Here is a 21,461-nt window from a genome sequence, read left to right as displayed (position 1 = left end):
GAGGTACCCGTGAGCAGCGCCGACGGATGGGGAGACGACGTCTACCAGCCCGACGCGTCCGAGATCCAGGACGACGCCGGACTGCTCGACGCCGAGGACACCCTGGAGGACGACGGCGTGGCCGACCCCCTGGACCGGGGCTGGTCCCCGCCCGAGCGACCGTGGGCGGTGGAGCACCGCAGGGTGACCGCGGCCGAACGCCTGGAGGGCGAGACCCTCGACGAACGGCTCGCCGAGGAGCTGCCCGATCTCGCTCCCGCCCCCGACGGCGACGGAATCGGCGACTGCGACGGAACGGACGGCGAACTCCTCGACAACGAGGTCGGCGCCATCCGCTCCGGCCGGCTGGTGGCCCCCGACGAAGGGGCGCACGAGGACGAGGAGGAAGCCCTGGTCGCGCGGGACGTCGGCATCGACGGCGCGGCCGCCTCCGCCGAGGAGGCCGCGGTGCACATCGTCGACGAGGACGCCCTGCCCGGCTGACCCCCGGCACCCGGCCGTCCCCCCGCCCCCGTCCGCCGGCCCGGCCGGCCGGACCACCCCGAACAGGGAGCAGCCATGCAGCAGGACAAGCACCCCGACTACCACCCGGTCGTCTTCCGTGACCGTGCCGCCGGGTACGCCTTCCTCACCCGGTCCACCGCGCACAGCGACCAGACCATCGAGTGGGACGACGGCGAGACCTACCCCGTGGTGGACGTGGAGATCTCCTCCGAGAGCCACCCCTTCTACACGGGCAGGGCCCGCACGGTGGACGCGGAGGGACGCGTCGCCCGCTTCGAGCGCCGGTACGGCGGCGAGGGCGGGGCCGGCCGCTGAGCCCCCGAGTCGCGTCAGATCACGTTGAGCGCGGCCGCGCCGCCCACTCCGCCGAGCACCATGAACGCCGGCATCAGCACCTTCAGCTCGACCCAGCTGCCCGCGCGGAACCGCATCGCCTTCGGCGGCCCGACCGGGTACCACCGCTTGCGGCCCACCGGTATCGGCCACAGGATCGGGCAGCCGGACACCGTCAGGGCGTCGCCGATGTCGTGCACCAGCGCGCCCAGCACGATCGGCAGGCCCAGCCACAGGTACTCCTGGCCCGGCGCGGTGAACAGCCAGTCGGAGCCGTTGCCCGGCTGGTCCAGGAGACCGGCGAGGATCCAGGAGCTGGTCGCGGCCAGCAGCCACACCAGGACATCGCTGCTGGAGCCCCGGGTCGCCCGCCACAGCAGGCCCTCGATGGCGAGCACCATGTGCACGAAGAGGATCCCCAGCACCGCCCAGCGCCCGCCGAAGATCGCCAGCGCCGAGGTGCCGGTGCCGATCAGCACCGCCCACAGCCAGGTGTGGGTGAGCGTGCGGTGGCCGCCGGACCTGCGCGGATCGCCCTGCATCCTGGTCGCCTTGTAGACGGCGTAGGAGAGCTTGTCGACGATCTCGCACAGCCACCGGGACAGCGGTCCGAAGGACCGCGAGATGGTCGCCGCCTTGTGGTCGAGGTCGGGGGCGAGCGCCGCCCCCGCGCAGATCAGCGCGCCCGCAAGGAGCACCGGCCAGGGCATCGGACGTCCGGCCGCGGCACTCGCCGCGCCGACGCCGAGCCAGGCCGCAGCGCCCGAAAGTGAGTGTGCCGGTCCCATCATCGCCGTTGCCCGCCCCGTTCCTCGTGTACCGCCGGCCCGCTCGCCGGCTCTGCTTCCCCTCTGCCGACGGCACAGCGTAGCGTTCGCGATCTTCGTGCTCGCAGCCGATTCCCGGTTCCGGCGGGCGGGCGGGCAAGATGGGGGCGTGACCCTCATCGATCAGCTGCCGCCGACCGCCGACCCCGACGCCCTGTACGAAGCCTTCGAGTCGTGGGCGCAGGAGCGGGGTCTCACCCTCTATCCCCACCAGGAGGAGGCGCTGATCGAGGTGGTGTCCGGGGCGAATGTGATCGTCTCGACGCCCACCGGCTCCGGCAAGAGCATGATCGCCGCCGGTGCCCACTTCGCCGCGCTGGCCAGGGACGAGGTCACCTTCTACACGGCGCCCATCAAGGCGCTGGTGTCGGAGAAGTTCTTCGAGCTGTGCAAGCTGTTCGGCACCGAGAACGTCGGGATGCTCACCGGCGACGCCTCGGTCAACGCGGACGCTCCCGTCATCTGCTGCACGGCCGAGGTGCTGGCGTCGATCGCGCTGCGCGACGGCCGGCAGGCGGACGTCGGCCAGGTCGTGATGGACGAGTTCCACTTCTACGCCGAGCCGGACCGCGGCTGGGCCTGGCAGATCCCGCTTCTGGAGCTGCCGCAGGCTCAGTTCGTGCTGATGTCGGCGACCCTGGGCGACGTGTCCTTCTTCGAGAAGGACCTCACCCGCCGCACCGGCCGCCCCACGGCGGTGGTCCGCTCGGCGACCCGCCCCGTGCCGCTGTCCTACGAGTACCGCTACACCCCGCTGACCGAGACGCTCACCGATCTGCTCGAGAACCGTCAGGCGCCGGTGTACATCGTGCACTTCACCCAGGCGCAGGCGGTGGAGCGGGCGCAGGCGCTGATGAGCATCAACATGTGCTCGCGGCAGGAGAAGGAGCAGATCGCCGAACTCATCGGCAACTTCCGCTTCACCACCCGGTTCGGCCGGAATCTCTCGCGGTACGTGCGGCACGGCATCGGCGTGCATCACGCCGGCATGCTGCCCAAGTACCGGCGTCTGGTGGAGAAGCTGGCCCAGGCGGGCCTGCTGAAAGTGATCTGCGGGACGGACACCCTGGGTGTGGGCGTCAATGTGCCCATCCGCACGGTGCTGTTCACCGCGCTCACCAAGTACGACGGCAACCGGGTGCGGACCCTGCGCGCCCGCGAGTTCCACCAGATCGCGGGCCGCGCCGGGCGGGCCGGCTTCGACACCGAGGGCTTCGTGGTCGCGCAGGCGCCCGAGCATGTCATCGAGAACGAGAAGGCGCTGGCGAAGGCCGGCGACGACCCGAAGAAGCGCCGCAAGGTGGTGCGCAAGAAGGCCCCCGAGGGGTTCGTCGGCTGGACCGACAAGACCTTCCAGAAGCTCATCGACTCCGAGCCGGAGCCGCTGACCTCGCGCTTCAGGGTCACGCACACGATGCTGCTGTCGGTGATCGCCCGTCCCGGCAACGCCTTCGAGGCGATGCGCCGTCTGCTCGAGGACAATCACGAGCCGCGCAAGCAGCAGCTGCGGCACATCCGGCGGGCCATCGCCATCTACCGTTCGCTGCTGGACGGCGGCATCGTGGAGAAGCTGGACACCCCGGACGCCGAGGGCCGCATCGTGCGCCTGACGGTGGATCTGCAGCAGGACTTCGCGCTGAACCAGCCGCTGTCCACCTTCGCGCTGGCCGCGTTCGAGCTGCTGGACCCCGAATCGCCGTCGTACGCGCTGGACATGGTGTCCGTGGTGGAGTCCACGCTCGACGACCCGCGCCAGATCCTCGTCGCCCAGCAGAACAAGGCGCGCGGCGAGGCGGTCGCGGCGATGAAGGCGGACGGGGTCGAGTACGAGGAGCGCATGGAGCGCCTCCAGGACATCACCTACCCGAAGCCGCTGGAGGAGCTGCTCTTCCACGCGTACAACACCTACCGCAGGAGCCATCCGTGGGTCGGTGACCATCCGTTGTCGCCGAAGTCGGTGGTGCGGGACATGTACGAGCGGGCGCTGTCCTTCACCGAGCTGGTGTCGTTCTACGAGCTGGCCCGCACCGAGGGCATCGTGCTGCGCTACCTCGCCAGCGCCTACAAGGCGCTGGAGCACACTGTCCCGGACGATCTGAAGTCGGAGGATCTGCAGGATCTGATCGCCTGGCTGGGCGAGATGGTGCGCCAGGTCGACTCCAGCCTGCTGGACGAGTGGGAGCAGCTGGCCAACCCGGAGGAGATGACCGCCGAGGAGGCCCAGGAGAAGGCCGACCAGGTCAAGCCGGTCACCACCAATGCGCGCGCGTTCCGGGTGCTGGTGCGCAACGCCATGTTCCGCCGGGTGGAGCTCGCCGCGCTGGACCGGGTGGAGGAACTGGGCGAGATGGACGCCGAGTCGGGCTGGGACGCGGACGCCTGGGCCGAGGCGATGGACAAGTACTGGGACGAGTACGAGGAGCTCGGCACCGGACCCGACGCCCGCGGCCCCAAGCTGCTGCTGATCGACGAGGAGCCGGAGAACGGGCTGTGGCGGGTCCGGCAGATCTTCGACGACCCCAACGGGGACCACGACTGGGGCATCAGCGCCGAGGTCGATCTGGCCGCCTCCGACGCCGAGGGCCGCGCGGTGGTGCGGGTCACCGACGTCGGCCAGCTGTGACACGGGGGTACCGCAGCCATGACGAACCCTGCCGAACGGCTTGTCGACCTGCTCGATCTGGAGCAGATCGAGGTGAACATCTTCCGGGGCCGCAGTCCCGAGGAGTCGCTGCAGCGGGTCTTCGGCGGGCAGGTGGCCGGGCAGGCACTGGTCGCTGCGGGGCGCACCACGGACGGCGACCGGCCCGTGCACTCGCTGCACGCGTACTTTTTGCGCCCCGGGCGGCCGGGGGTGCCCATCGTGTACATGGTGGAACGCGTGCGGGACGGGCGGTCGTTCACGACCCGGCGGGTCACCGCGGTGCAGCAGGGCCGCACGATCTTCCATCTCACCGCTTCCTTTCACCGGCCCGAGCAGGGCAGTTTTGAGCATCAGCTGCCGCCGGCGCGAGAGGTCCCGGACCCCGAGACGCTGCCGACGGTCACGGACGAGATCCGGGAGCATCTGGGCACGCTGCCGGAGCAGTGGGAGCGGATGGCCCGCCGACAGCCCTTCGACATCCGCTATGTCGACCGGCTGCGCTGGGACCCCGAGGAGGTGAAGGGCGCCGCGCCGCGCAGCGCGGTGTGGATGCGGGCGGTCGGCCCTCTCGGCGACGACCCGCTGGTGCACACCTGCGCGCTCACATACGCCAGCGACATGACCCTTCTGGATGCCGTCCGCATCCCGGTCGAACCCTTGTGGGGGCCGCGGGGTTTCGACATGGCGTCACTGGACCACGCCATGTGGTTCCATCGGCCGTTCCGCGCGGACGAGTGGTTCCTCTACGACCAGGAGTCGCCCATCGCCACGGGCGGGCGGGGCCTGGCCCGCGGGCGGATCTACGACCGGGAGGGCCGGATGCTGGTGTCCGTCGTGCAGGAGGGCCTGTTCCGGGCGCTGTAGATCACCGGTCGCCGATCGGGCGCCTGCTCCGGCACCACCTGCGGCCGAGGAGGGCCCGCAGTCCGCCGAGCGGCCGGTCCCGCTCCGGGGTGCCCGTGCACACGGCCCGGGAAGAGCGGGGCGTCGGCCCGGGTGCCGGACGGTGCTCGCGTGCCTGTGCGACCAGCCCCGTCAGCTCCGCCCGCAGCCAGGCGGTCTCGTCCTCGTCCTGCGCGGTCGTCAGCTCTCGGGCGAGCCGGACGGCGGAGGGCCCGGATGCCCCGCCGGCCGGGGGCGCCGCTCGGTGTGCGTTCAGACGGGAGCGCTCGTAGGGGTCCTTGACCACCTCGGCGACCTGCAGCGGGTCGAGCAGCGACGCCACGGCTCCCGCGCGGCCCCAGGGGTCGCCGTCGGCCAGGCGGAGCAGGCAACCCAGATGCCGGTTGCGCCAGTTGCGCGGCCGCACGTCGAGATCGGGGTCGAGCGGGGTGCCGAGGGCACCGGACGGGCGGCCGGTGAGCAGCTCGGCGTTCTCCTCGGCGGCGGCGAACGCGCGCAGCTCCTCGGCCAGATAGAGCCAGTCGACGGCCCCGTGCGGGCCGAGCGTGAACCGCACCGGAACCAGCAGGCCGAGCCGGGCCAGGCGGGTGAAGCGGTCCTCGGTCACCTTCATCAGGGCGGCGCCTCGTGCCGTGCCCACCGTCTCCACACAGGCGCGCAGCGCTTCGGGGAAGCCGGGCCGGGCGCGCAGCCTCGCGATCTCGGTACGGGCGACCGCACGGCCGCCGTCTCCCCCGCCGACGGGCCGGGTACGGATGCGGCCGAGCCGCACCGCGAGGTCGAACTCGTGACGCTCGAGACCCAGTTCCCGCGCCGCACGGCTCGGTTCGAGCCAGGGGTCGCGGCCGGGGCTGCGGCGCTCGGCGGCGACGGGCGACGGGACGGACGTGACCGCCGTGACAGAGGTGACAGACGTGAAGGTGCTCCCGGACATGGTGGTCTCCCCCGTGGGACGTGTGCGGCGAGCGCCGGGTGCGCCCGTCGATGGACGGCCGGGCGCCGGATGCGCCCGCCGGACAAGACCGTAGCCCAGTTGTCACTCTCCGTGTCCAGCCTGTGGACAACTCCGCCCGCAGCCACAGATGCGCAGGTCGGAGTCGTACGGAGAGCCGAGTGTCAGAGGTCGGGCCCGGGGTCCGCCGCGGGCCGCCGCGCGTCCACGTCGAGGTGCTCGCCGACCCGGTTGACCAGCAGGGTCATCTCGTAGGCGATCTGCCCGATGTCGGCCTCGGCGCCGCTGAGCACGCACAGGCAGCTGCCGCTGCCGGCAGCGGTGACGAAGAGGACCGCGTCGTCGAACTCGACCATCGTCTGCCGCACCGCCCCCGCGCCGAAGTGCCGGCCCGACCCCTTGGCGAGGCTGTGCAGTCCTGAGGAGACCGCGGCGAGGTGCTCGGCGTCCTCGCGCCGCAGCCCGGTGCTCGACCCCGTCACCAGCCCGTCGTTGGACAGGATCAGTGCGTGCCGTACGTGTTCGACCCGCTCGGCCAGGTCGTCCAGCAGCCAGTCGAGTGCCTGGTTCTGCGCCATGATGCGCGCCCTCCCCGTGTGTTCTCCCCGCGCCAGCCTTCCCCACCTGCGGGCGCCGGGCAAGCAGGATGGAGCCATGGCAGAGAAGATGACCGACGAGGAGTGGCGGGCGTTCGTCTCGTACGGGACCCGCACCGGCAAGCTGTGCACCGTCCGGGCGGACGGCAGCCCGCATGTGGCGCCTATCTGGTTCCTGCTGGACGGCGACGAACTGGTGTTCAACACGGGGGCCCGGACGGTGAAGGGGCGCAATCTGGCGCGGGACGGCAGGGTCGCCCTGTGCGTGGACGACGAACGGCCGCCGTTCGCCTACGTCATCCTGCACGGACGGGCGCGCTTCGTGGACGACCCCGTCGAGCTGCGGCGCTGGGCCGCCAGGATCGCGGGACGATACATGGGCGAGGACCGCGCCGAGGAGTTCGGCGAGCGCAACGGCGTGCCCGGCGAGCTCCTGGTCCGCGTCACCATCGACAAGGTGCTGGCGGAGAAGGGCCTTGCGGACTGACGACCGGGCCGGGGCCACCTCCGGGGCCTCGGCCGCCCTGTCCCCGTCTCACCCCGCCGATGTTCCTCCCCCACCTCACCCGATACTTCTCTCCCACCCCCGTCGATGTCTCCGTCTCACCCCACGGAGTCGAGCAGCCGGGCGGTGTGGCGGCGGCCGGCGTACTCGACGAGGCGGATGAGTACCTCCTTGCCCGATTCGCGTTCGCGGGCGTCGCACAGCACCACGGGCGTCCCGGCGTCCAGGTCCAGGGCGCGGCTGACGTCCTGCGGGGCGTGGCGGCGCGCCCCGGCGAAGCAGTTGACGGCGACCACGAAGGGGATGGCCCGGTGCTCGAAGTAGTCGACCGCCGGGAAACAGTCCTCCAGGCGCCGGGTGTCGGCGAGGACCACCGCGCCGAGGGCGCCCTGGGCCAGTTCGTCCCACAGGAACCAGAAACGGTCCTGTCCCGGGGTGCCGAAGAGGTACAGGGACAGCCCGGAGCGGATGGTGATGCGGCCGAAGTCCATCGCGACGGTGGTGGTGGACTTCTGGTCCACCCCGCCGGTGTCGTCGACCAGCTCGCCCGCCTGGCTCAGCATCTCCTCGGTGCGCAGCGGCCGGATCTCGCTGACCGCTCCGACCAGGGTGGTCTTGCCCACGCCGAAACCGCCGGCGACCAGTATCTTCAGCGCCAGTGCGGTCGGTTCGCCGCCGGGGGTGTCGGGGTGCTCAGGGGCCATGGATCACTTCTCTCTCGAGTGCCGGCCGCGGTCGGCAGGGGTACGGGGCGTCGCGTGGTGCGGCTTGCGGCACCCGCGGCTCGGGAACGGGGGCGGGCGCCACGGGACCCGCACGCCCGGGAACAAGGGCGGGCCTCACAGGGCCCGCAGACCGGCGATCACCTCGCGGAGGATGCGTTCGTCGGGCAGGTGCGCGGGCGGCACGGGCCTGCTGACGGTGACACAGCCGCGTTCCACCAGGTCGCCGAGGAGGACCCGGACCACGCCGACGGGCAGGTCCGCGTCCGCGGCGAGTTCGGCGACCGACTGGGTCTCCGGCCGGCACAGCTCGATCAGGGTGCGGTGCTCCGGTCCGAGCGCCGGGTCGTCGATGCCGGGGGCCGCCGGGTCCAGGGTGACCAGGGCGATCAGGTCGAAGTGCACGCCGGTGACGGCGGGTCTGGTGCGTCCGCCGGTCACGGCGTAGGGGCGGACGAGGGGCCCGGCCTCCTGGTCGTACCACTGGCTGCCGGGCTCGCTCGGAAAGCCGGTCGTGTGCTCGGTCATCGGCTCGGGCCGCTGTTCTCTCCTCATCCGGCGGGGGTGGGCCGCGCGCCGACGCGGGGCGCGGTGTACAGGTGCTCGCCGACGCGTTTGACCAGCCGTGCCATCTCGTAGGCGACGAGGCCGATGTCGGCGGTGACGGCGGTGAGGACGGCGAGGCAGGAGCCCTCTCCGGCGGCGGCCACGAAGAGGAAGGCGTCGTCCATCTCCACCATGGTCTGGCGCACTCCGCCGGCCCCGAAGTGCCGGCCCGCTCCCTTGGCGAGGCTGTGGAATCCGGAGGCGACGGCCGCCAGGTGCTCGGCGTCCTCCCGGCCGAGGTCGGTGGAGGCTCCCACGGCGAGCCCGTCGTTGGACAGCACCACGGCGTGCCGGACGTCGGCGACGCGGGACACCATGTCGTCCAGCAGCCAGTCGAGTTCACCGGTCCGCCGGGGGCCTCGCCTGCTCGGGTCCTGGATCATGCGGGGTCTCCTTCACTGCCGTGGTGCTGCCTGTGGGGGCCGGGTGCGCCGCCGCGGCCGGGTCGTCTGCCGCCGCCGCGCACCCAGCCGGCGCGATAGGCGGCCATGCGGTCGCGCACGAGTTCCGGTGTGCGTTCGTCCTCGTCGTGGCGGGCCGGGGCGGGGGTGCCGGTCTGCTGCTCGCGCAGCTGGGGGGCGAGGCTGGCCTGCCGTACGCGGCGCGGGAGGTCGTCGGAGCCGGCCGGCTCCTGGGGCGGACGGTGCAGACGCAAGGGGGCGGCTCCCTGGGACCGGTCCGGAGCGGGGGTGTCGGTGGCGCCGGCCGGGGGTGTCGCGGGGGCCACCAGCGAGGGCCGCCCGTCGGGGGCGGACACGGCACGCTGCCGCGGGAGGTCACCGGACATCCGCGCGTGCGTGTCCCCGTCGCCGGTGACGGCGGTGACGTGCCGGTCCCCTGCGACGCCGCCCTCGACACCGTCGCGCGCACCGCCCGCGAGGGCGGCGACGGGCGTGTCCCTGTCGCCTGCGACGGCGGCGAACGCGCGTTCCTCGGCCGGGCGGGACGGGCGGATCCCGCCCGCGGAGCGGGCTTCGGCGCTGTCGTCGAGCAGGCTGGTGGGCAGCAGGACCACCGCGGTGGTGCCGCCGTACGGGGAGGTCTTCAGGTGCACCTTGATGTCGTGCCGGGCGGCGAGCCTGCTGACCACGAACAGGCCGAGCCGGTCGCTGTCGAACAGGTCGAGCGCCTCCGACTGGGCGATGCGCCGGTTGGCCTCGGCGAGGGACTCCTTGCCCATGCCGAGTCCCCGGTCCTCCACCTCGATGGCGTATCCGTTGCCGACGGGTTCGCCGGTGACCCGCACGCGGGTGTGCGGCGGGGAGAACTGGGCGGCGTTCTCGATGAGTTCGGCGAGCAGGTGGGTGAGGTCGGCGACGGCCGCTCCGACCACGGCGGCCTCCGGCAGCTGGCGCACCTCGACCCGGGCGTAGTCCTCGACCTCGGAGACGGCGGCTCGCACCACGTTGGTGAGGGAGACGGGCATGCGCCAGGCGCGGCCGGGTGCCGCCCCGGAGAGGATGATCAGGCTCTCCGCGTGGCGCCGCATCCGGGTGGTGAGGTGGTCGAGGCGGAACAGGTCGCTCAGCTCGCCCGGGTCGTCGGAGCGGCGCTCCATGCTGTCCAGCAGGCTCAGCTGACGGTGCACCAGGACCTGGCTGCGGCGCGCGAGGTTGACGAAGACCCCGGAGATGCCGCCGGCGAGTTCGGCGCGCTCCACGGCGGCGTGCAGCGCGGCCCGGTGCACGGTGCCGAGGGCCTCGGCGACCTGGCCGGTCTCGTCCTGCGCGGGCGGTCCCGGCGGGGCCTCGGTGTCGATGTCGATCTCCTCGCCGGCCCGGAGCCTGCGCATGGCCTCGGGGAGTTTGCGGCGGGCGATCTCCAGGGCGTCGTTGCGCAGCCGCACCAGTTCGACCACCAGACCGCGGCCGATGCGCACCGAGATGACGAGGGAGGCGGCGACCGCGGCGAGGCCGAAGAGCACGGCGGCGCCCGCCGGGGTGAGCAGTCCGCGGGTGAGCGGGTCGGCGCGGTGGGCGACGCCCCGGCCGGCCTCGTCCTCGATGGACCGCATGCCGTCGCGGACCCGGATGTGGGCGGCGTTCCAGGTGCGGGCGGGTGCCGCCTGGACGGCCCGGGTGCCGGAGCCGGCGGCGAGCACCTTGTCCTCGGTGGCGGCGAGGGCGGCGTAGGCCTCGCCGCGGGCGAGCTCGTCCCAGGCGGTGCGTTCCTGGCCCTTCAGGTCCGCGACGGCGGAGTCGGTGAGGGCGCGGCGCAGTTCGACGGCTCCGGTGAACAGCCGCAGCCGTTCGCCGTCGAGCCGGCCGTTCAGCCGGGCGCCGGCCAGCAGTGCGTCCTCCTGGGCCAGTGCCTCGCCGGCGCGGGAGAACTCCAGCAGGACGCGGGCGTCGGAGCCGAGGTCGGCGTCCCGCAGGCCGGTGAGGGAGCCGACGGCGCCGAGCGCCGCGGCGATGGTGCCGGTGTACCGGTCGTAGGTGGTGCGCCAGGCGGCGTCGCCCTCGCGCACGTCGGTGCGCAGCGGGCGGAGCCGTTCGGCGGCGGAGACGAAGGTCTGGAGCCGGTCGGCGACGGTGCGGGGCAGTTCCTGGCCGTAGGCGACGGTGCCGTTGTCGCCGAGTTTCAGGCGGGCGACGGCCCGGTCGGTGACGCGGGCGCGTTCGGTGAGGTCCTGGTCGGGGACGGAGGAGGCGTCGGAGACGCGGCGCACCGCGGCTGAACGTTCCGCCTGGAGGGCGGCGACGGCCGCGGCGAGCGGGGCACGGACCTTGGCGTCGACGCGCTGGATCTGGCGGAGCTCGGCGATGTCCTGGGCGGTGGTGACCGTGGCGTGGCCCCACAGGGCGAGCAGGGAGACCACGGGCACCATCAGCAGGCAGACGATCTTGGCGCGCACCGTGCGCGGTCCGCTGAGCCTCCGTCCGGCACGGGCGGTCGCCGCGGTGCCCCGCGGGTCCGGGCCTTCGTCGGCGGGCGGTCCGGCGTGGGCGCGCCGGCCGCGCCTGGGCGGCGGGGGCGGCGCTTCGGCGCGGGCCGTGGGGCTCCTACGGGGTGGGCGCATGAACTCCTCGCTCGAGGGTGGTCGGGGCGGACCTCTCGCCGCATCGGCCCGTGCCGCACCGCCGGATGCGGTCCGGTACCGGCGGGGCCCGGTGCGGGCCGGGGGCGGCGGCAGGTGCGGAAGGGTGGGAGGACGGCGGGTCCGGGGTGCGGACAGGACGGGGTCGGACGGTGGGCTGCGGAGGACGGGGGCCGAGGATTCAGGAGGTGGCGGGTTCGACCGGCCGCTGGGCGGAGGCGGAGGCCTCGCGCTCGTTCGCGGTCGGCGACAGGGCGACGAAGGCCGAGGTGATGAACAGGTAGGACCCGAGGCCGACCGCGAGCGGGAAGATGAACTGCATCGCCGTGGCCCCGGACAGCGGGTCCGAGGAGGGCGTGACGCGGACACCGACCGCGAACATTCCGGTGTAGTGCATGCTGGTGACCGCCGCTCCCATGATCAGGGAGGCGACGGTGACCGCGACGGGCGACTTGATGTTGAGCGCCGCCCACAGCGCGGCGGTGGCCGCGACGACCGCGATCAGCACCGACACGCCGACGAGCACCGGGTCGTAGCTCACCTCTCCGTGCAGCCGCACCGCCGCCATGCCCAGGTAGTGCATGCTCGCGACGCCGAGGCCGGTGGTGAGCCCGCCGAGCAGCAGTGCCCGGCCCCGGTCGCGGCTGTAGCCGACGGCGAACACGCCGGCGCAGACGACGAGCATGGCGACCAGCAGGCTGGCGATGGTCAGGGGTACGTCGTAGCGGATCTCGGTGCCGCTGACACCGAAGCCGAGCATGGCCACGAAGTGCATGGTCCAGATGCCGGTGGCGATCGCCGAGGCGGCGGTGATCAGCCAGTTGCGGCGGGAGCGGCCGGTGGCGGCGAGAGCGCGGACGGTGCAGCGCAGCCCGAGGGCGGCGCCGGTACAGGCCATCACGTACGACAGCACGGGGGTAAGCCACCCCAGGGCGGCGTGGTCCAGGTGTCCCATGGCTCCGGGACGCTAGGGGTGCGTGGGCGCACGAAGGGGGCGCGTTTCGAAAGGTGTTGGAATATGACGCCGAAATGCGCCGGAACGATCGCCTCGCGCTCGAACATGCGCACAGCGGCATCCTCCGTACCGGTGAGGGATCATGCGGAGCATGAGCGACGACCACACACGTGTCCAGGAGTTCTTCGCCGCGCGGGCCGCCGACTGGGAGCGGCGCTTTCCCGACGACGGTCCCGCCTACCAGGCGGCGGTCGCCGAACTCGGGCTGCGTCCCGGCGACCGGGTGCTGGACGCCGGCTGCGGCACCGGGCGGGCCCTGCCGCCGCTGCGTGCCGCCGTGGGCCCCTCGGGCGTGGTCATCGGCGCCGACCTCACCCCCGAGATGCTGCACGAGGCGGTCCGCAGAGGCCGGGACCGGGACGGAGCGCTGCTGCTCGCCGACGTCACCGCGCTGCCGCTGCGCTCCGGTTCGCTGGACGCGGTGTTCGGGGCGGGGCTGATCGCCCATCTCCCCCGGCCGGCGGAGAACCTGCGCGAGCTGGCGCGCGTGGTGCGGCCCGGAGGCGTGCTGGCGCTGTTCCATCCCGTCGGGCGGGCGGCGCTCGCGGCGCGCCAGGGACGGCAGATCACTCCGGACGATCTGCGCGCCGAGTCCCGTCTGCGCCCGCTGCTGGCCGGTTCCGGCTGGCGCATGACCTCGTACGCCGACCGGGACGACCGGTTTCTGGCGCTGGCGGTGCGTACGCCCTGAGCGCCCCCGGTCGCCCTCTTCTGCGACGGCGCTTCCAACTCTACGTTGAGGGAGAGGAGATGCCCGGTCGGCGAGGGCAACCGCTCAGCGAGAGGGTGGACCGATGTGGGGCAGGGTTCGCAGGTTCGGCGGCAGGGTGATCGGCAGTCTCCGCACCGAGGAGCGGCCGGCGCGGCGGGAGCGTCCGCACAACCTCTTCGAGGCCGCGGCGGCGTACGTCTCGGCCTGCGCGGAGGACGACCAGGACCGCATCGAGGAGGCGGCGGGCTGGGTGTCGCCCGAGGCGCTGTCGTTCGGGGTCAATGAGCTGGCGTGCCGGGCGGTGATCGCGCTGGCCCGGGAGCGCGACGAGTCCCCGCGGACGGTCGCACGGTCCCTCCTGGGGCTGCCGGCCGTCTGATTCGTCCCCCGGCGCTTGGCCGATTCGCCCCGTCCGGCAGGAAAACTGCAGCTCCGGCAGTGCGGGCCGGGTCGTGACAAGGGGCTCGGGGTCGGCATAGGGTGCGCGCCGATGGACGAACCGATGGGGAGGCTGGGATGGCCGGGACGGACGAGCAAGCCGTCGCCGCCGAGGACGACGCGCTCTATGTGCTCACGGCGGTGCTGCTGACACCGGCGAAGTTCCCGAGTGTGCTGGGCGACGACTACCCGGAGGCCTGCGCGGCGCTCGGTCTGCCTCCCGTGGCCGACGGCTACGGGCTGGTTCTCGGCCAGGACGGCGAGGGCGCCCGGTGGACCGTGGTGGTCGACGACGTCTCCCTGGTCGCGGTCGCGATCGCCTCGTGGGACTGCGGCATGGAGCACGACCTCTCGCCGGACGAGCGCACGGTGGTCACGGCGCTGCCCGGCTGGCCCCTCGCGGTCGCGGTGGCGGCCCCGAACGTGCCCGCGCCGCACGACCCCGACCCGGAGATCGCCGGCCGTGCGCCGCTGGCCCCTCCGGACACCAGCGTCTGGGGCCCGGCCCAACGACGCCTGGGCGCCGACGAGATCGCGCAGCAGTGGGCCACGTGGCGCGAACAGGTCGACGACAGCGTGTTCGTGATGCCGGGCGAGGGCGACGAGGCCGCCGCCGAGGACGCCGGAAGTGCGGCATCCGGCGACTCGGGCGACGCGGACGCCGGAAGTCCGGACGGCGCCGACGGCTCCGGCGACGCCCCCGGCGAGGCACGGCAGCCGCGCCATCCCGGCATCCGGCGGGTCCTGGCCGAGGCGCGCGCGTACATCGACGCGCCGCCGCCGCTCGGACGCATCCGTTCCTCCTTCGCCCCCGGCGGGGCACGCACGCTGCGGGCCGACGGCCCCGGCTGGTCCCTCGTGGCCCGCACGGACGACATCGCCTTCGTCCTGCTCGACGACGAGCCCAACGAAGTGCTCCCGGTGGGCCGCGGAACGGAACTGCCGGCGTTGCTGGAGGCCCTCGACAAGATCGCGGTGCGGCCTCTCTGAGGACGGGAGTGCGGCCTCGCGGCCTCTGCGCCGACGGCGGTGCGGTCTCCCTGAGCACGGCGGCCGATGACGGTGCCCCACCCCACGTGTTGGGACCCGCCACGGTCGGGCACCGGGCCATGTGGTGCCGACCCATCGCTGACAGCCGGACGGGACTCCACCATGGGGCAGCCGCACGCAGCGGCAGCTGCTCTCTTCCCGCGTCCCGCACCTCTCGGAGGCCGTCATGCGCCCGTACCGTGGCGTTCCGCTGCTCGCCCTCGCCCTCACCTCGGTCGCCCTGACCGCTCCGGCTCCCCCCGCCACGGCGGCGGAGGGCCACTGTGACCGCCAGGAGCGCGTCCGGGTGCCGGGCGCGGCCCATCAGCGCAGCGCCTGTCTGGCCGATCTGACCACGACGGGGCTCGCGGGAACCCCGTACACCGACATGGCGGACCAGGCGGGTCTCACGGCCTCGGGCACCCGCTCCCCCTCCGGTGTGCCCGGGGTGCAGATCGACGGCTACTTCCCGGACTCCTCCCGCTTCAACAACACGCACGGCTGGCAGCACGACGCGCAGTTCGTGATCCGGCTGCCGGACCGGTGGAACGGCGGACTGGTCGTCACCGGGGCGCCCGGCACCCGCAAGCAGTACGCCACGGACAAGGCGATCTCCGACCAGGTCCTCGCGCGCGGCTACGCGTATGCCGCGACCGACAAGGGCAACAGCGGAGCCGACTTCTACCGGGACGGCCGCCGGCCCGGCGACGCGATCGCCGAGTGGAACACGCGGACCACCCAGCTCACCCTCGCCGCCCGGAAGGCCGTCGCCCAGCGCTACGGCCACGCCCCGCGCCGCACCTACATCACCGGGATCTCCAACGGCGGCTACCTCACCCGCTGGCAGTTGGAGAACCACCCCGAGCTGTACGACGGCGGGGTCGACTGGGAGGGAGCGCTCTGGACCGCCGACGGACCCAGCCTCCTCACCTCGCTGCCGGTCACGGTGGCCCGCACGCTGGGCGGGGCGCGGGACGAGGACCTGCACGCGGTGGGCTTCGCGCCGGGCTCAAAGTTCCTGTGGCCGTATCACGAGAAGGCGTACTGGGGCCTGACCCAGAAGATCTACCGGGCCGAGTTCGACCCCTCCTACGACCGTGCCTGCCCGGGCCCCTCCGCCGGGAGCACCACGGAGGAGATCCTCGCTCCGTGCGCCTCCGACGCCGCCTACGACTACGCCCGGCGCCCCGCCTCCGTGCATCGCGCGGTGGCCCGGGTGTCGCTGACCGGACGCATCGGCAGGCCGCTGATCACCCTGCACGGCGATCTGGACGCCCTGCTGCCGGAGGCCGCCGACTCCGCCGTCTACGCCCGCATGATCGAGGTGCGCGGGCGGGACGCGCTGCACCGCTACTACACGGTGCAGGGCGGTACGCACGTGGACGGGCTCCACGACACCTACCCGGACCGGCTCCGGCCGATCCTGCCCTGCCACCGTTCGGCCTTCGACGCCCTGGTCGCCTGGGTGGAGCGCGGCGTCCGGCCGCCCGCGGACCACACGATCACCCGGCCCGCGGACGGCGACGTGGTCAACTCCTGCGCGCTGGGAGAAGACGGGACGGCCAAGCGCTAGCGGAGCGTGAGCCGTGCCTGCCCTTCGCGGCTCCTGGCCCCGGGCCGGCGCCTCCTGGACTCTTCCTCCGGCTCCTGCTCAGCGGCCGAGCTCCCGGCGGGAGACGCGGCGGAGCCTGCGCCGCTGGGAGGGGTCCAGGGCGAGGTAGGCCGCGGCGGGGACGCCGAGGATGATCAGAAGGGCGGCCCACCAGGGCAGCCATATGAGCAGGATGAGCCCGGCCGCCACGCCCCCCGCGGCGATCTTCGCGTTCTTCGACATGAGTGTCGCCTCCTTCGCGGCCCTTGCCGCTCTCTGTCGTGAAAACGGCCCCGCGTCGGCGCCGGTTCCTGGCCTCGTCCCTGAGACGACCCTGAAGTACGCCCCCTAGGGCTTCGCTCGGCTGCGTCCCTTCTCCGCCCTCGGCCTTCATAGTGACCCTACTCACCATGCGAGGCACAGGCGGTCGACGCCGGACGTGGTGTACCCTCGGCGGCCCCGACGGCACTAGTCAAATTTGAGGACTCGATCATCACCACGCAGACGGCTCCCTCCGCTCCGCCCTTCTCGTCCTGCGGCCCGCACCCGCATCCGCTCACCCGCTGCTCCGCCGTGTTCCTGCCGGGCGACCCCGCCCGCACCGGCCGCGTCGCCTTCTGGCATCCCGACGGACCGCCGCCACAGGTCCTCGAGCACGACCGGCCCGAGGAGCTGACCGTGATCACGCCCGGTCCGGACGGCGCCGGGCGGAGGACGGTGCCCGCGCTGCTGGTGCCGGTGCGCACCGCTCTGCCCCTGCTCCTCCGCGCGCGCACCTTCGGGCAGGGTCATCGGGCCACCGTCTTCTGGGGTGCGGCCACCCTGCACGCCCTGCATCTGGTGGCCCGCGGGCTGCTGCTGCCCGGACTCTCCCCCACCGATCACGACGCCTGGCGCGTGGGCCCCCTGAGCCCCGAGGACATCGAGGCGGTGCACCGGCTGGCCGCCGCCATGCCGCCCGAGGCCCACGCCGTCCCGGCGGATTCCGGCGGAGCCCGCCACGTCCCCGTGGACGCCGGCGGACTGCTGCGGCTGCCCGCCCCGGCGCGCCTGCTGCGCGCCTTCCTGGACGCGGTCGCCGACTCCCTCCCCCGCACCCCCGCCGCACCTCTGCTCACCGGCACCCCCGCCTACACCGCGCCGGTGCCGCAGCGGCTGCCGGAGCTGCGGGCCTGGGCCGCCGATGTCGCCGCGGGCCATGACGCGGGCGTCCGGCTCTCCCTGCGTATCGAGGTGGACGGGCTCACGGACGACGCGGCGGGCGCGGCCGTGCCGCCCGCCCGTACACCAGACGGGACCATCGGCTCCACCGCCACCGCCGCGGACGGCGCCACCGGCTGCGCGGACGGCGGCCCCAGCTCGCCCCCTGTGACCTTCCGCGCCGTGCTCCAGGTGCACAGCGTCAGCGACCCGGCCCTGGTGTCGGATGCCGCCGATGTCTGGTCCACGGCTCCCGGCGCCACCGGCACCTCCACCGGCACCTGCGGCGGCGCCTTCGGCGCGGCGGAGCGCAGGGACGCCCTGCTGGCCCTGCGCCGGGCGGCCCGCGCCTGGCCGCCGCTGTCGCCCCTGCTGTCGACGACCGTCCCTGACGCGGTGGAGCTCGCCGACGAGGAGGTCGTCGATCTGCTCGGCGAGGGGACGCGGGCGCTGGCCGGTGCGGGCGTGGAGGTGCACTGGCCGAAGGAGCTGACCCGGGGTCTGGTCACCCGCGCGCAGGTCGGCCCCGCCGACGAGGAGCGGAAGTCCGGGCCGGACGGCTTCGGTCAGGGGCCGTCGTTCCTGTCGGCCGAGGCGCTGCTGGCCTTCGACTGGTCGTTCGCCGTCGGCGGGCACAAGATCACCCGGGCGGAGCTGGACCGGCTCGCCGAGGCCGGCCGGCCGGTGGTGCGGCTGCGGGACCAGTGGGTGCTGATCGACCCTCAGGAGATCGAGCGCGCCCGCGCCCGCCGGGCCCGCAAGGTGACGCCGGTCGAGGCGCTCGGCGCGGCGCTGACCGGCTCCGTGGAGGTGGACGGGCGCCGGATCGAGGTCCGTCCGGCCGGGTGGCTGGCGTCGCTGCGCGACCGGCTGGCCGAGCCCGGGGCGCAGGAGCCGGTCGAGCCGCCGGCCGGGCTGGCTGCCCCCCTGCGCGACTACCAGCGGCGCGGACTCGACTGGCTGGCGCGCATGACCTCGCTGGGCCTGGGCTGCTGTCTCGCCGACGACATGGGGCTCGGCAAGACCATCACCCTGATCGCGCTGCATCTGCACCGGCAGAGCGATCCGGCGGCGGCCGGGCCCACGCTGGTGGTCTGCCCGGCGTCGCTGATGGGCAACTGGCAGCGGGAGATCGAGCGGTTCGCGCCCGGCACGGCCGTGCGGCGCTTCCACGGGGCGCGCCGCTGTCTGGACGGCCTGGGGGACGGCGAGTTCGTGCTCACCACGTACGGGACCATGCGTCTGGACGCCGGCCGGCTCGCCGAAGTCGACTGGGGGATGGTGGTCGCCGACGAGGCCCAGCACGTGAAGAACCCGTACGCCTCGACAGCACGTCAGCTGCGGTCCGTCGGCGCCCGGGCCCGGGTGGCGCTCACCGGCACGCCGGTGGAGAACGACCTGACGGAGTTGTGGGCGATCCTCGACTGGACCACGCCGGGCCTGCTCGGCCGGCTCGGCACCTTCCGCAGGCGGTACGCGGACGCCGTGGAGGGGGGCCGGGACCCGGCCGCGGCGGAGCGGCTGGCCAGGCTGGTGCGGCCGTTCCTGCTGCGCCGCCGCAAGTCGGATCCGGGGATCGCCCCGGAGCTGCCGCCGAAGACCGAGACCGATCACGCCGTGTCCCTCACGCAGGAGCAGGCGGGGCTGTACGAGGCCGTGGTGCGCGAGGCACTCGCCGGGATCGCCGAGGCGGACGGGCCGGCGCGCCGGGGACTGATCGTGAAACTGCTGACCGGTCTGAAGCAGATCTGCAATCACCCGGCGCAGTACCTCAAGGAGCCGCGCCCGGTGGTCGCGGGACGCTCCGGCAAGCTGGAGCTGCTGGACGAACTGCTCGACACCGCGCTCGCCGAGCAGGCGGGTGTGCTGGTGTTCACGCAGTACGTGGCGATGGCCGGAATCCTGGAGCGCCACCTGGCCGCGCGGGGCGTTCCGGCTCAGCTCCTGCACGGCGGCACGCCGGTGGCGGCGCGCGAGGAGATGGTGCGGCGTTTCCAGGCGGGCGAGGTGCCGGTGTTCCTGCTGTCGCTCAAGGCGGCCGGCACCGGCCTGAACCTGACCCGCGCCGAGCATGTCGTGCACTACGACCGCTGGTGGAACCCCGCCGTCGAGGCGCAGGCGACGGACCGGGCGTACCGCATCGGCCAGACCCGGCCGGTGCAGGTGCACCGCATCATCGCCGAGGGGACCGTCGAGGACCGCATCGCCGCCCTGCTGGAGAGCAAGCGGGAGCTGGCCGACGCGGTGCTGGGCTCCGGCGAGGCGGCGCTCACCGAACTGACGGACGCGGAGCTGGCGGACCTGGTGGCGCTGCGCGAGGACGAACGAGGGGGACGGCGATGACCCGGAACGACGATGAGCACGGCGGTGAAGGCGCCGACGCGGAGCGGACGTTCGCCGCGCTGCCGCCGGCGCGGGGACGGGCCTTCGCCCTGACCTGGTGGGGGCGCGCCTGGCTGACCGCGCTGGAGAGCACGGCCCTGGACCCGGGTCAGCTCAAGGCGGGCCGCAGGCTCGCGCGGGCGGGCGCGGTCGGCGCGGTGTCCGTGCGGCCGGGCCGCATCACCGCGGTCGTCCAGGACCGCGACGGCACCGGGCACCGGGCGGATGTCCTGCTGCAGCAGCTGACCGACGAGCAGTGGGACCGCTTCGCCGACATGGCGGCCGAACGGGCCGGGCATGTCGCGGCGTTGCTCGACCGGGAGATGCCGACGCACCTCGTGGAGGACGCGGAGCTGGCCGGGGTGGTCCTGCTGCCGGGGCTCGGCGATCTGGAGGCCGAGTGCGACTGCGGGGCCTGGGACCACTGCGGTCACACGGCGGCGCTCTGCTACCAGACGGCCAGGCTCCTGGAGCAGGATCCGTTCGTCCTGCTGCTGATGCGCGGGCGGGGTGAACGCGCCCTGCTGGAGGCGCTGGAGTCGCGCACCGGGACGCCGGGGCCGGACGCAGGCCCGGCAGGAGCCGACGGGGCGCACGGGTCCAACGACATGCGCGGGGCGCACGGAGCGCACGACGGGCACGGGGTGGACGCGGACGAGGCGTTCGCGTCCGGGGCCGTGCTGCCTGCGCTGCCGGACCTTCCCGCACTCCCGGCCGGACCTGGCGCTCCCCCGTCGCTGGACACGGAGACTCCGCCGCCCGCCGGGACCGACCCGGGCGCCTTGGAGTTCCTCGCCGCCCGGACGGCGGCCGAGGCGCACCGGCTGCTCTCGGACGCGCTGCGGGAGGGACAGCGGGGCCGGCTGGAGCACCTGGTACATCCCGCGGCAACCGTCGCCGAGGACGCGGTGCGGCTGGCCGCCGGGGAGCCCGCGCCGGAGGTGGCGGACCGGCTCGCCGAGGGTTCGGGGCGCGGCCGGGAGGGGCTGTCCCTGGCGGTCCGGGCGTGGCAGCAGGGCGGGGCGGAGGCCCTCGAGGTGTTCGACGAGGAGTGGACGCCGGACCGGGACACCCTGGCCCGGGCGCGTGCCGCGCTCGACACCGCCTGGGAGGAGGACGAGCGTCCACCTCTGAAGTCCCGCGCCAACCGGTGGACCGTCGTCGGCGCGCCCGTCCAGCTGCGCCTGGGCAGGGACGGACGCTGGTGGCCTTATCGCAGGGAACGCGGCCGCTGGACCCCGGCGGGGGCGCCCGCCCAGGACCCGGCGACCGCGCTGGCGACGGCGGAGGGTGCCACCGGCCCCTAGGCGGCACGCACGCAGCGCCTCGCCCGGCTGCGCGCGGAACACGCGCGGCGCCCTCGACCGGCTGCGCCGCCGGGTCACCGGGTGGGTGGCGCCGCTTCCGGCCGGAGCGCGCGCGGGTCCCCGGGCCGGGCGCGCCGTCGCCGGCTGGGCTGACGGTG

General features: G+C 73.9%; 20 protein-coding genes. 11 read left to right on the top strand and 9 right to left on the bottom strand.

What is annotated here, in order from left to right; genetic code table 11:
- Positions 1 to 9: 9 nt before the first annotated feature.
- Together HCJ93_RS23595 and HCJ93_RS23590 are read left to right on the top strand one after the other, a co-directional pair.
- Entirely contained in the window at positions 10 to 483 is a 474-nt protein-coding gene (locus tag HCJ93_RS23595) for a DUF5709 domain-containing protein (protein ID WP_167997808.1), read from the top strand.
- A 75-nt stretch (positions 484 to 558) separates the two neighbouring features.
- A complete protein-coding gene (locus HCJ93_RS23590; protein WP_167997807.1) occupies positions 559 to 819 on the top strand; it encodes a type B 50S ribosomal protein L31 in 261 nt (86 codons plus the stop codon).
- A 14-nt stretch (positions 820 to 833) separates the two neighbouring features.
- Here HCJ93_RS23590 and HCJ93_RS23585 read toward each other — a convergent pair whose 3' ends face one another.
- Positions 834 to 1,628, bottom strand: coding sequence for a metal-dependent hydrolase (locus tag HCJ93_RS23585; protein ID WP_167997806.1), 795 nt, complete (start codon positions 1,626 to 1,628; stop codon positions 834 to 836).
- Between the two features lie 145 nt (positions 1,629 to 1,773).
- On the opposite strand from HCJ93_RS23585, the gene HCJ93_RS23580 reads away from it, so the two are divergent.
- On the top strand, positions 1,774 to 4,287 hold the full coding sequence (locus HCJ93_RS23580; protein WP_167997805.1) for a DEAD/DEAH box helicase: 2,514 nt from the start codon (positions 1,774 to 1,776) through the stop codon (positions 4,285 to 4,287).
- Positions 4,288 to 4,305: 18 nt separating this feature from the next.
- Entirely contained in the window at positions 4,306 to 5,172 is an 867-nt protein-coding gene (locus tag HCJ93_RS23575) for an acyl-CoA thioesterase (RefSeq protein ID WP_167997804.1), read from the top strand.
- Position 5,173: 1 nt separating this feature from the next.
- Here HCJ93_RS23575 and HCJ93_RS23570 read toward each other — a convergent pair whose 3' ends face one another.
- Positions 5,174 to 6,145 (bottom strand): DUF6397 family protein, encoded by a 972-nt coding sequence (locus HCJ93_RS23570; RefSeq protein ID WP_167997803.1) that lies wholly within the window; start codon positions 6,143 to 6,145, stop codon positions 5,174 to 5,176.
- Between the two features lie 182 nt (positions 6,146 to 6,327).
- A complete protein-coding gene (locus HCJ93_RS23565) occupies positions 6,328 to 6,741 on the bottom strand; it encodes a roadblock/LC7 domain-containing protein (RefSeq protein WP_167997802.1) in 414 nt (137 codons plus the stop codon).
- A 76-nt stretch (positions 6,742 to 6,817) separates the two neighbouring features.
- Here HCJ93_RS23565 and HCJ93_RS23560 point away from each other — a divergent pair, with 76 nt between their 5' ends.
- Positions 6,818 to 7,246 carry a PPOX class F420-dependent oxidoreductase gene (locus HCJ93_RS23560; RefSeq protein ID WP_167997801.1) on the top strand — a complete coding sequence of 143 codons (429 nt, stop codon included), beginning with the start codon at positions 6,818 to 6,820 and terminating at the stop codon, positions 7,244 to 7,246.
- Positions 7,247 to 7,362: 116 nt separating this feature from the next.
- On the opposite strand, the gene HCJ93_RS23555 is transcribed toward HCJ93_RS23560, so the two are convergent.
- From HCJ93_RS23555 to HCJ93_RS23535, 5 genes are all read right to left on the bottom strand, one after another.
- Entirely contained in the window at positions 7,363 to 7,968 is a 606-nt protein-coding gene (locus HCJ93_RS23555) for a GTP-binding protein (RefSeq protein ID WP_167997800.1), read from the bottom strand.
- A gap of 135 nt (positions 7,969 to 8,103) precedes the next feature.
- Positions 8,104 to 8,514, bottom strand: coding sequence for a DUF742 domain-containing protein (locus tag HCJ93_RS23550; protein ID WP_167997799.1), 411 nt, complete (start codon positions 8,512 to 8,514; stop codon positions 8,104 to 8,106).
- A 23-nt stretch (positions 8,515 to 8,537) separates the two neighbouring features.
- Entirely contained in the window at positions 8,538 to 8,975 is a 438-nt protein-coding gene (locus HCJ93_RS23545) for a roadblock/LC7 domain-containing protein (RefSeq protein WP_167997798.1), read from the bottom strand.
- On the bottom strand, positions 8,972 to 11,611 hold the full coding sequence (locus HCJ93_RS23540) for a sensor histidine kinase (protein ID WP_167997797.1): 2,640 nt from the start codon (positions 11,609 to 11,611) through the stop codon (positions 8,972 to 8,974). Before HCJ93_RS23540 ends, HCJ93_RS23545 begins: the two co-directional genes overlap by 4 nt.
- Positions 11,612 to 11,810: 199 nt before the next feature.
- A complete protein-coding gene (locus HCJ93_RS23535; protein ID WP_167997796.1) occupies positions 11,811 to 12,584 on the bottom strand; it encodes an MHYT domain-containing protein in 774 nt (257 codons plus the stop codon).
- A 151-nt stretch (positions 12,585 to 12,735) separates the two neighbouring features.
- Between HCJ93_RS23535 and HCJ93_RS23530 the strand changes: the two genes are divergently transcribed.
- The 4 genes from HCJ93_RS23530 to HCJ93_RS23515 all read left to right on the top strand — a co-directional run bounded on the left by HCJ93_RS23530 (position 12,736) and on the right by HCJ93_RS23515 (position 16,396).
- Positions 12,736 to 13,335 carry a class I SAM-dependent methyltransferase gene (locus HCJ93_RS23530; protein WP_167997795.1) on the top strand — a complete coding sequence of 200 codons (600 nt, stop codon included), beginning with the start codon at positions 12,736 to 12,738 and terminating at the stop codon, positions 13,333 to 13,335.
- 103 nt (positions 13,336 to 13,438) lie between these two features.
- Positions 13,439 to 13,735 carry a hypothetical protein gene (locus tag HCJ93_RS23525; protein WP_167997794.1) on the top strand — a complete coding sequence of 99 codons (297 nt, stop codon included), beginning with the start codon at positions 13,439 to 13,441 and terminating at the stop codon, positions 13,733 to 13,735.
- Positions 13,736 to 13,872: 137 nt separating this feature from the next.
- Positions 13,873 to 14,784: a hypothetical protein gene (locus tag HCJ93_RS23520; RefSeq protein WP_167997793.1), complete on the top strand. Its 912-nt coding sequence runs from the start codon at positions 13,873 to 13,875 to the stop codon at positions 14,782 to 14,784.
- A 226-nt stretch (positions 14,785 to 15,010) separates the two neighbouring features.
- On the top strand, positions 15,011 to 16,396 hold the full coding sequence (locus HCJ93_RS23515) for a tannase/feruloyl esterase family alpha/beta hydrolase (RefSeq protein WP_167997792.1): 1,386 nt from the start codon (positions 15,011 to 15,013) through the stop codon (positions 16,394 to 16,396).
- Between the two features lie 78 nt (positions 16,397 to 16,474).
- Here HCJ93_RS23515 and HCJ93_RS23510 read toward each other — a convergent pair whose 3' ends face one another.
- Positions 16,475 to 16,657: a tail-anchor membrane protein gene (locus HCJ93_RS23510; protein ID WP_167997791.1), complete on the bottom strand. Its 183-nt coding sequence runs from the start codon at positions 16,655 to 16,657 to the stop codon at positions 16,475 to 16,477.
- A 330-nt stretch (positions 16,658 to 16,987) separates the two neighbouring features.
- On the opposite strand from HCJ93_RS23510, the gene HCJ93_RS23505 reads away from it, so the two are divergent.
- On the top strand, positions 16,988 to 19,957 hold the full coding sequence (locus HCJ93_RS23505) for an SCO1167/SCO6262 family helicase (RefSeq protein WP_309141489.1): 2,970 nt from the start codon (positions 16,988 to 16,990) through the stop codon (positions 19,955 to 19,957).
- Positions 19,954 to 21,303 carry an SWF or SNF family helicase gene (locus HCJ93_RS23500; protein WP_167997790.1) on the top strand — a complete coding sequence of 450 codons (1,350 nt, stop codon included), beginning with the start codon at positions 19,954 to 19,956 and terminating at the stop codon, positions 21,301 to 21,303. Before HCJ93_RS23505 ends, HCJ93_RS23500 begins: the two co-directional genes overlap by 4 nt.
- The last annotated feature ends 158 nt before the right edge of the window (positions 21,304 to 21,461 follow it).

Origin of the sequence: Streptomyces composti (genome assembly GCF_012034205.1) — a bacterium.
Taxonomy (GTDB): Bacteria; Actinomycetota; Actinomycetes; order Streptomycetales; family Streptomycetaceae; genus Streptomyces; species Streptomyces composti.
Note: the sequence above shows the minus strand (reverse complement) of the source record. Positions and strands in the feature narration are given on the sequence as shown.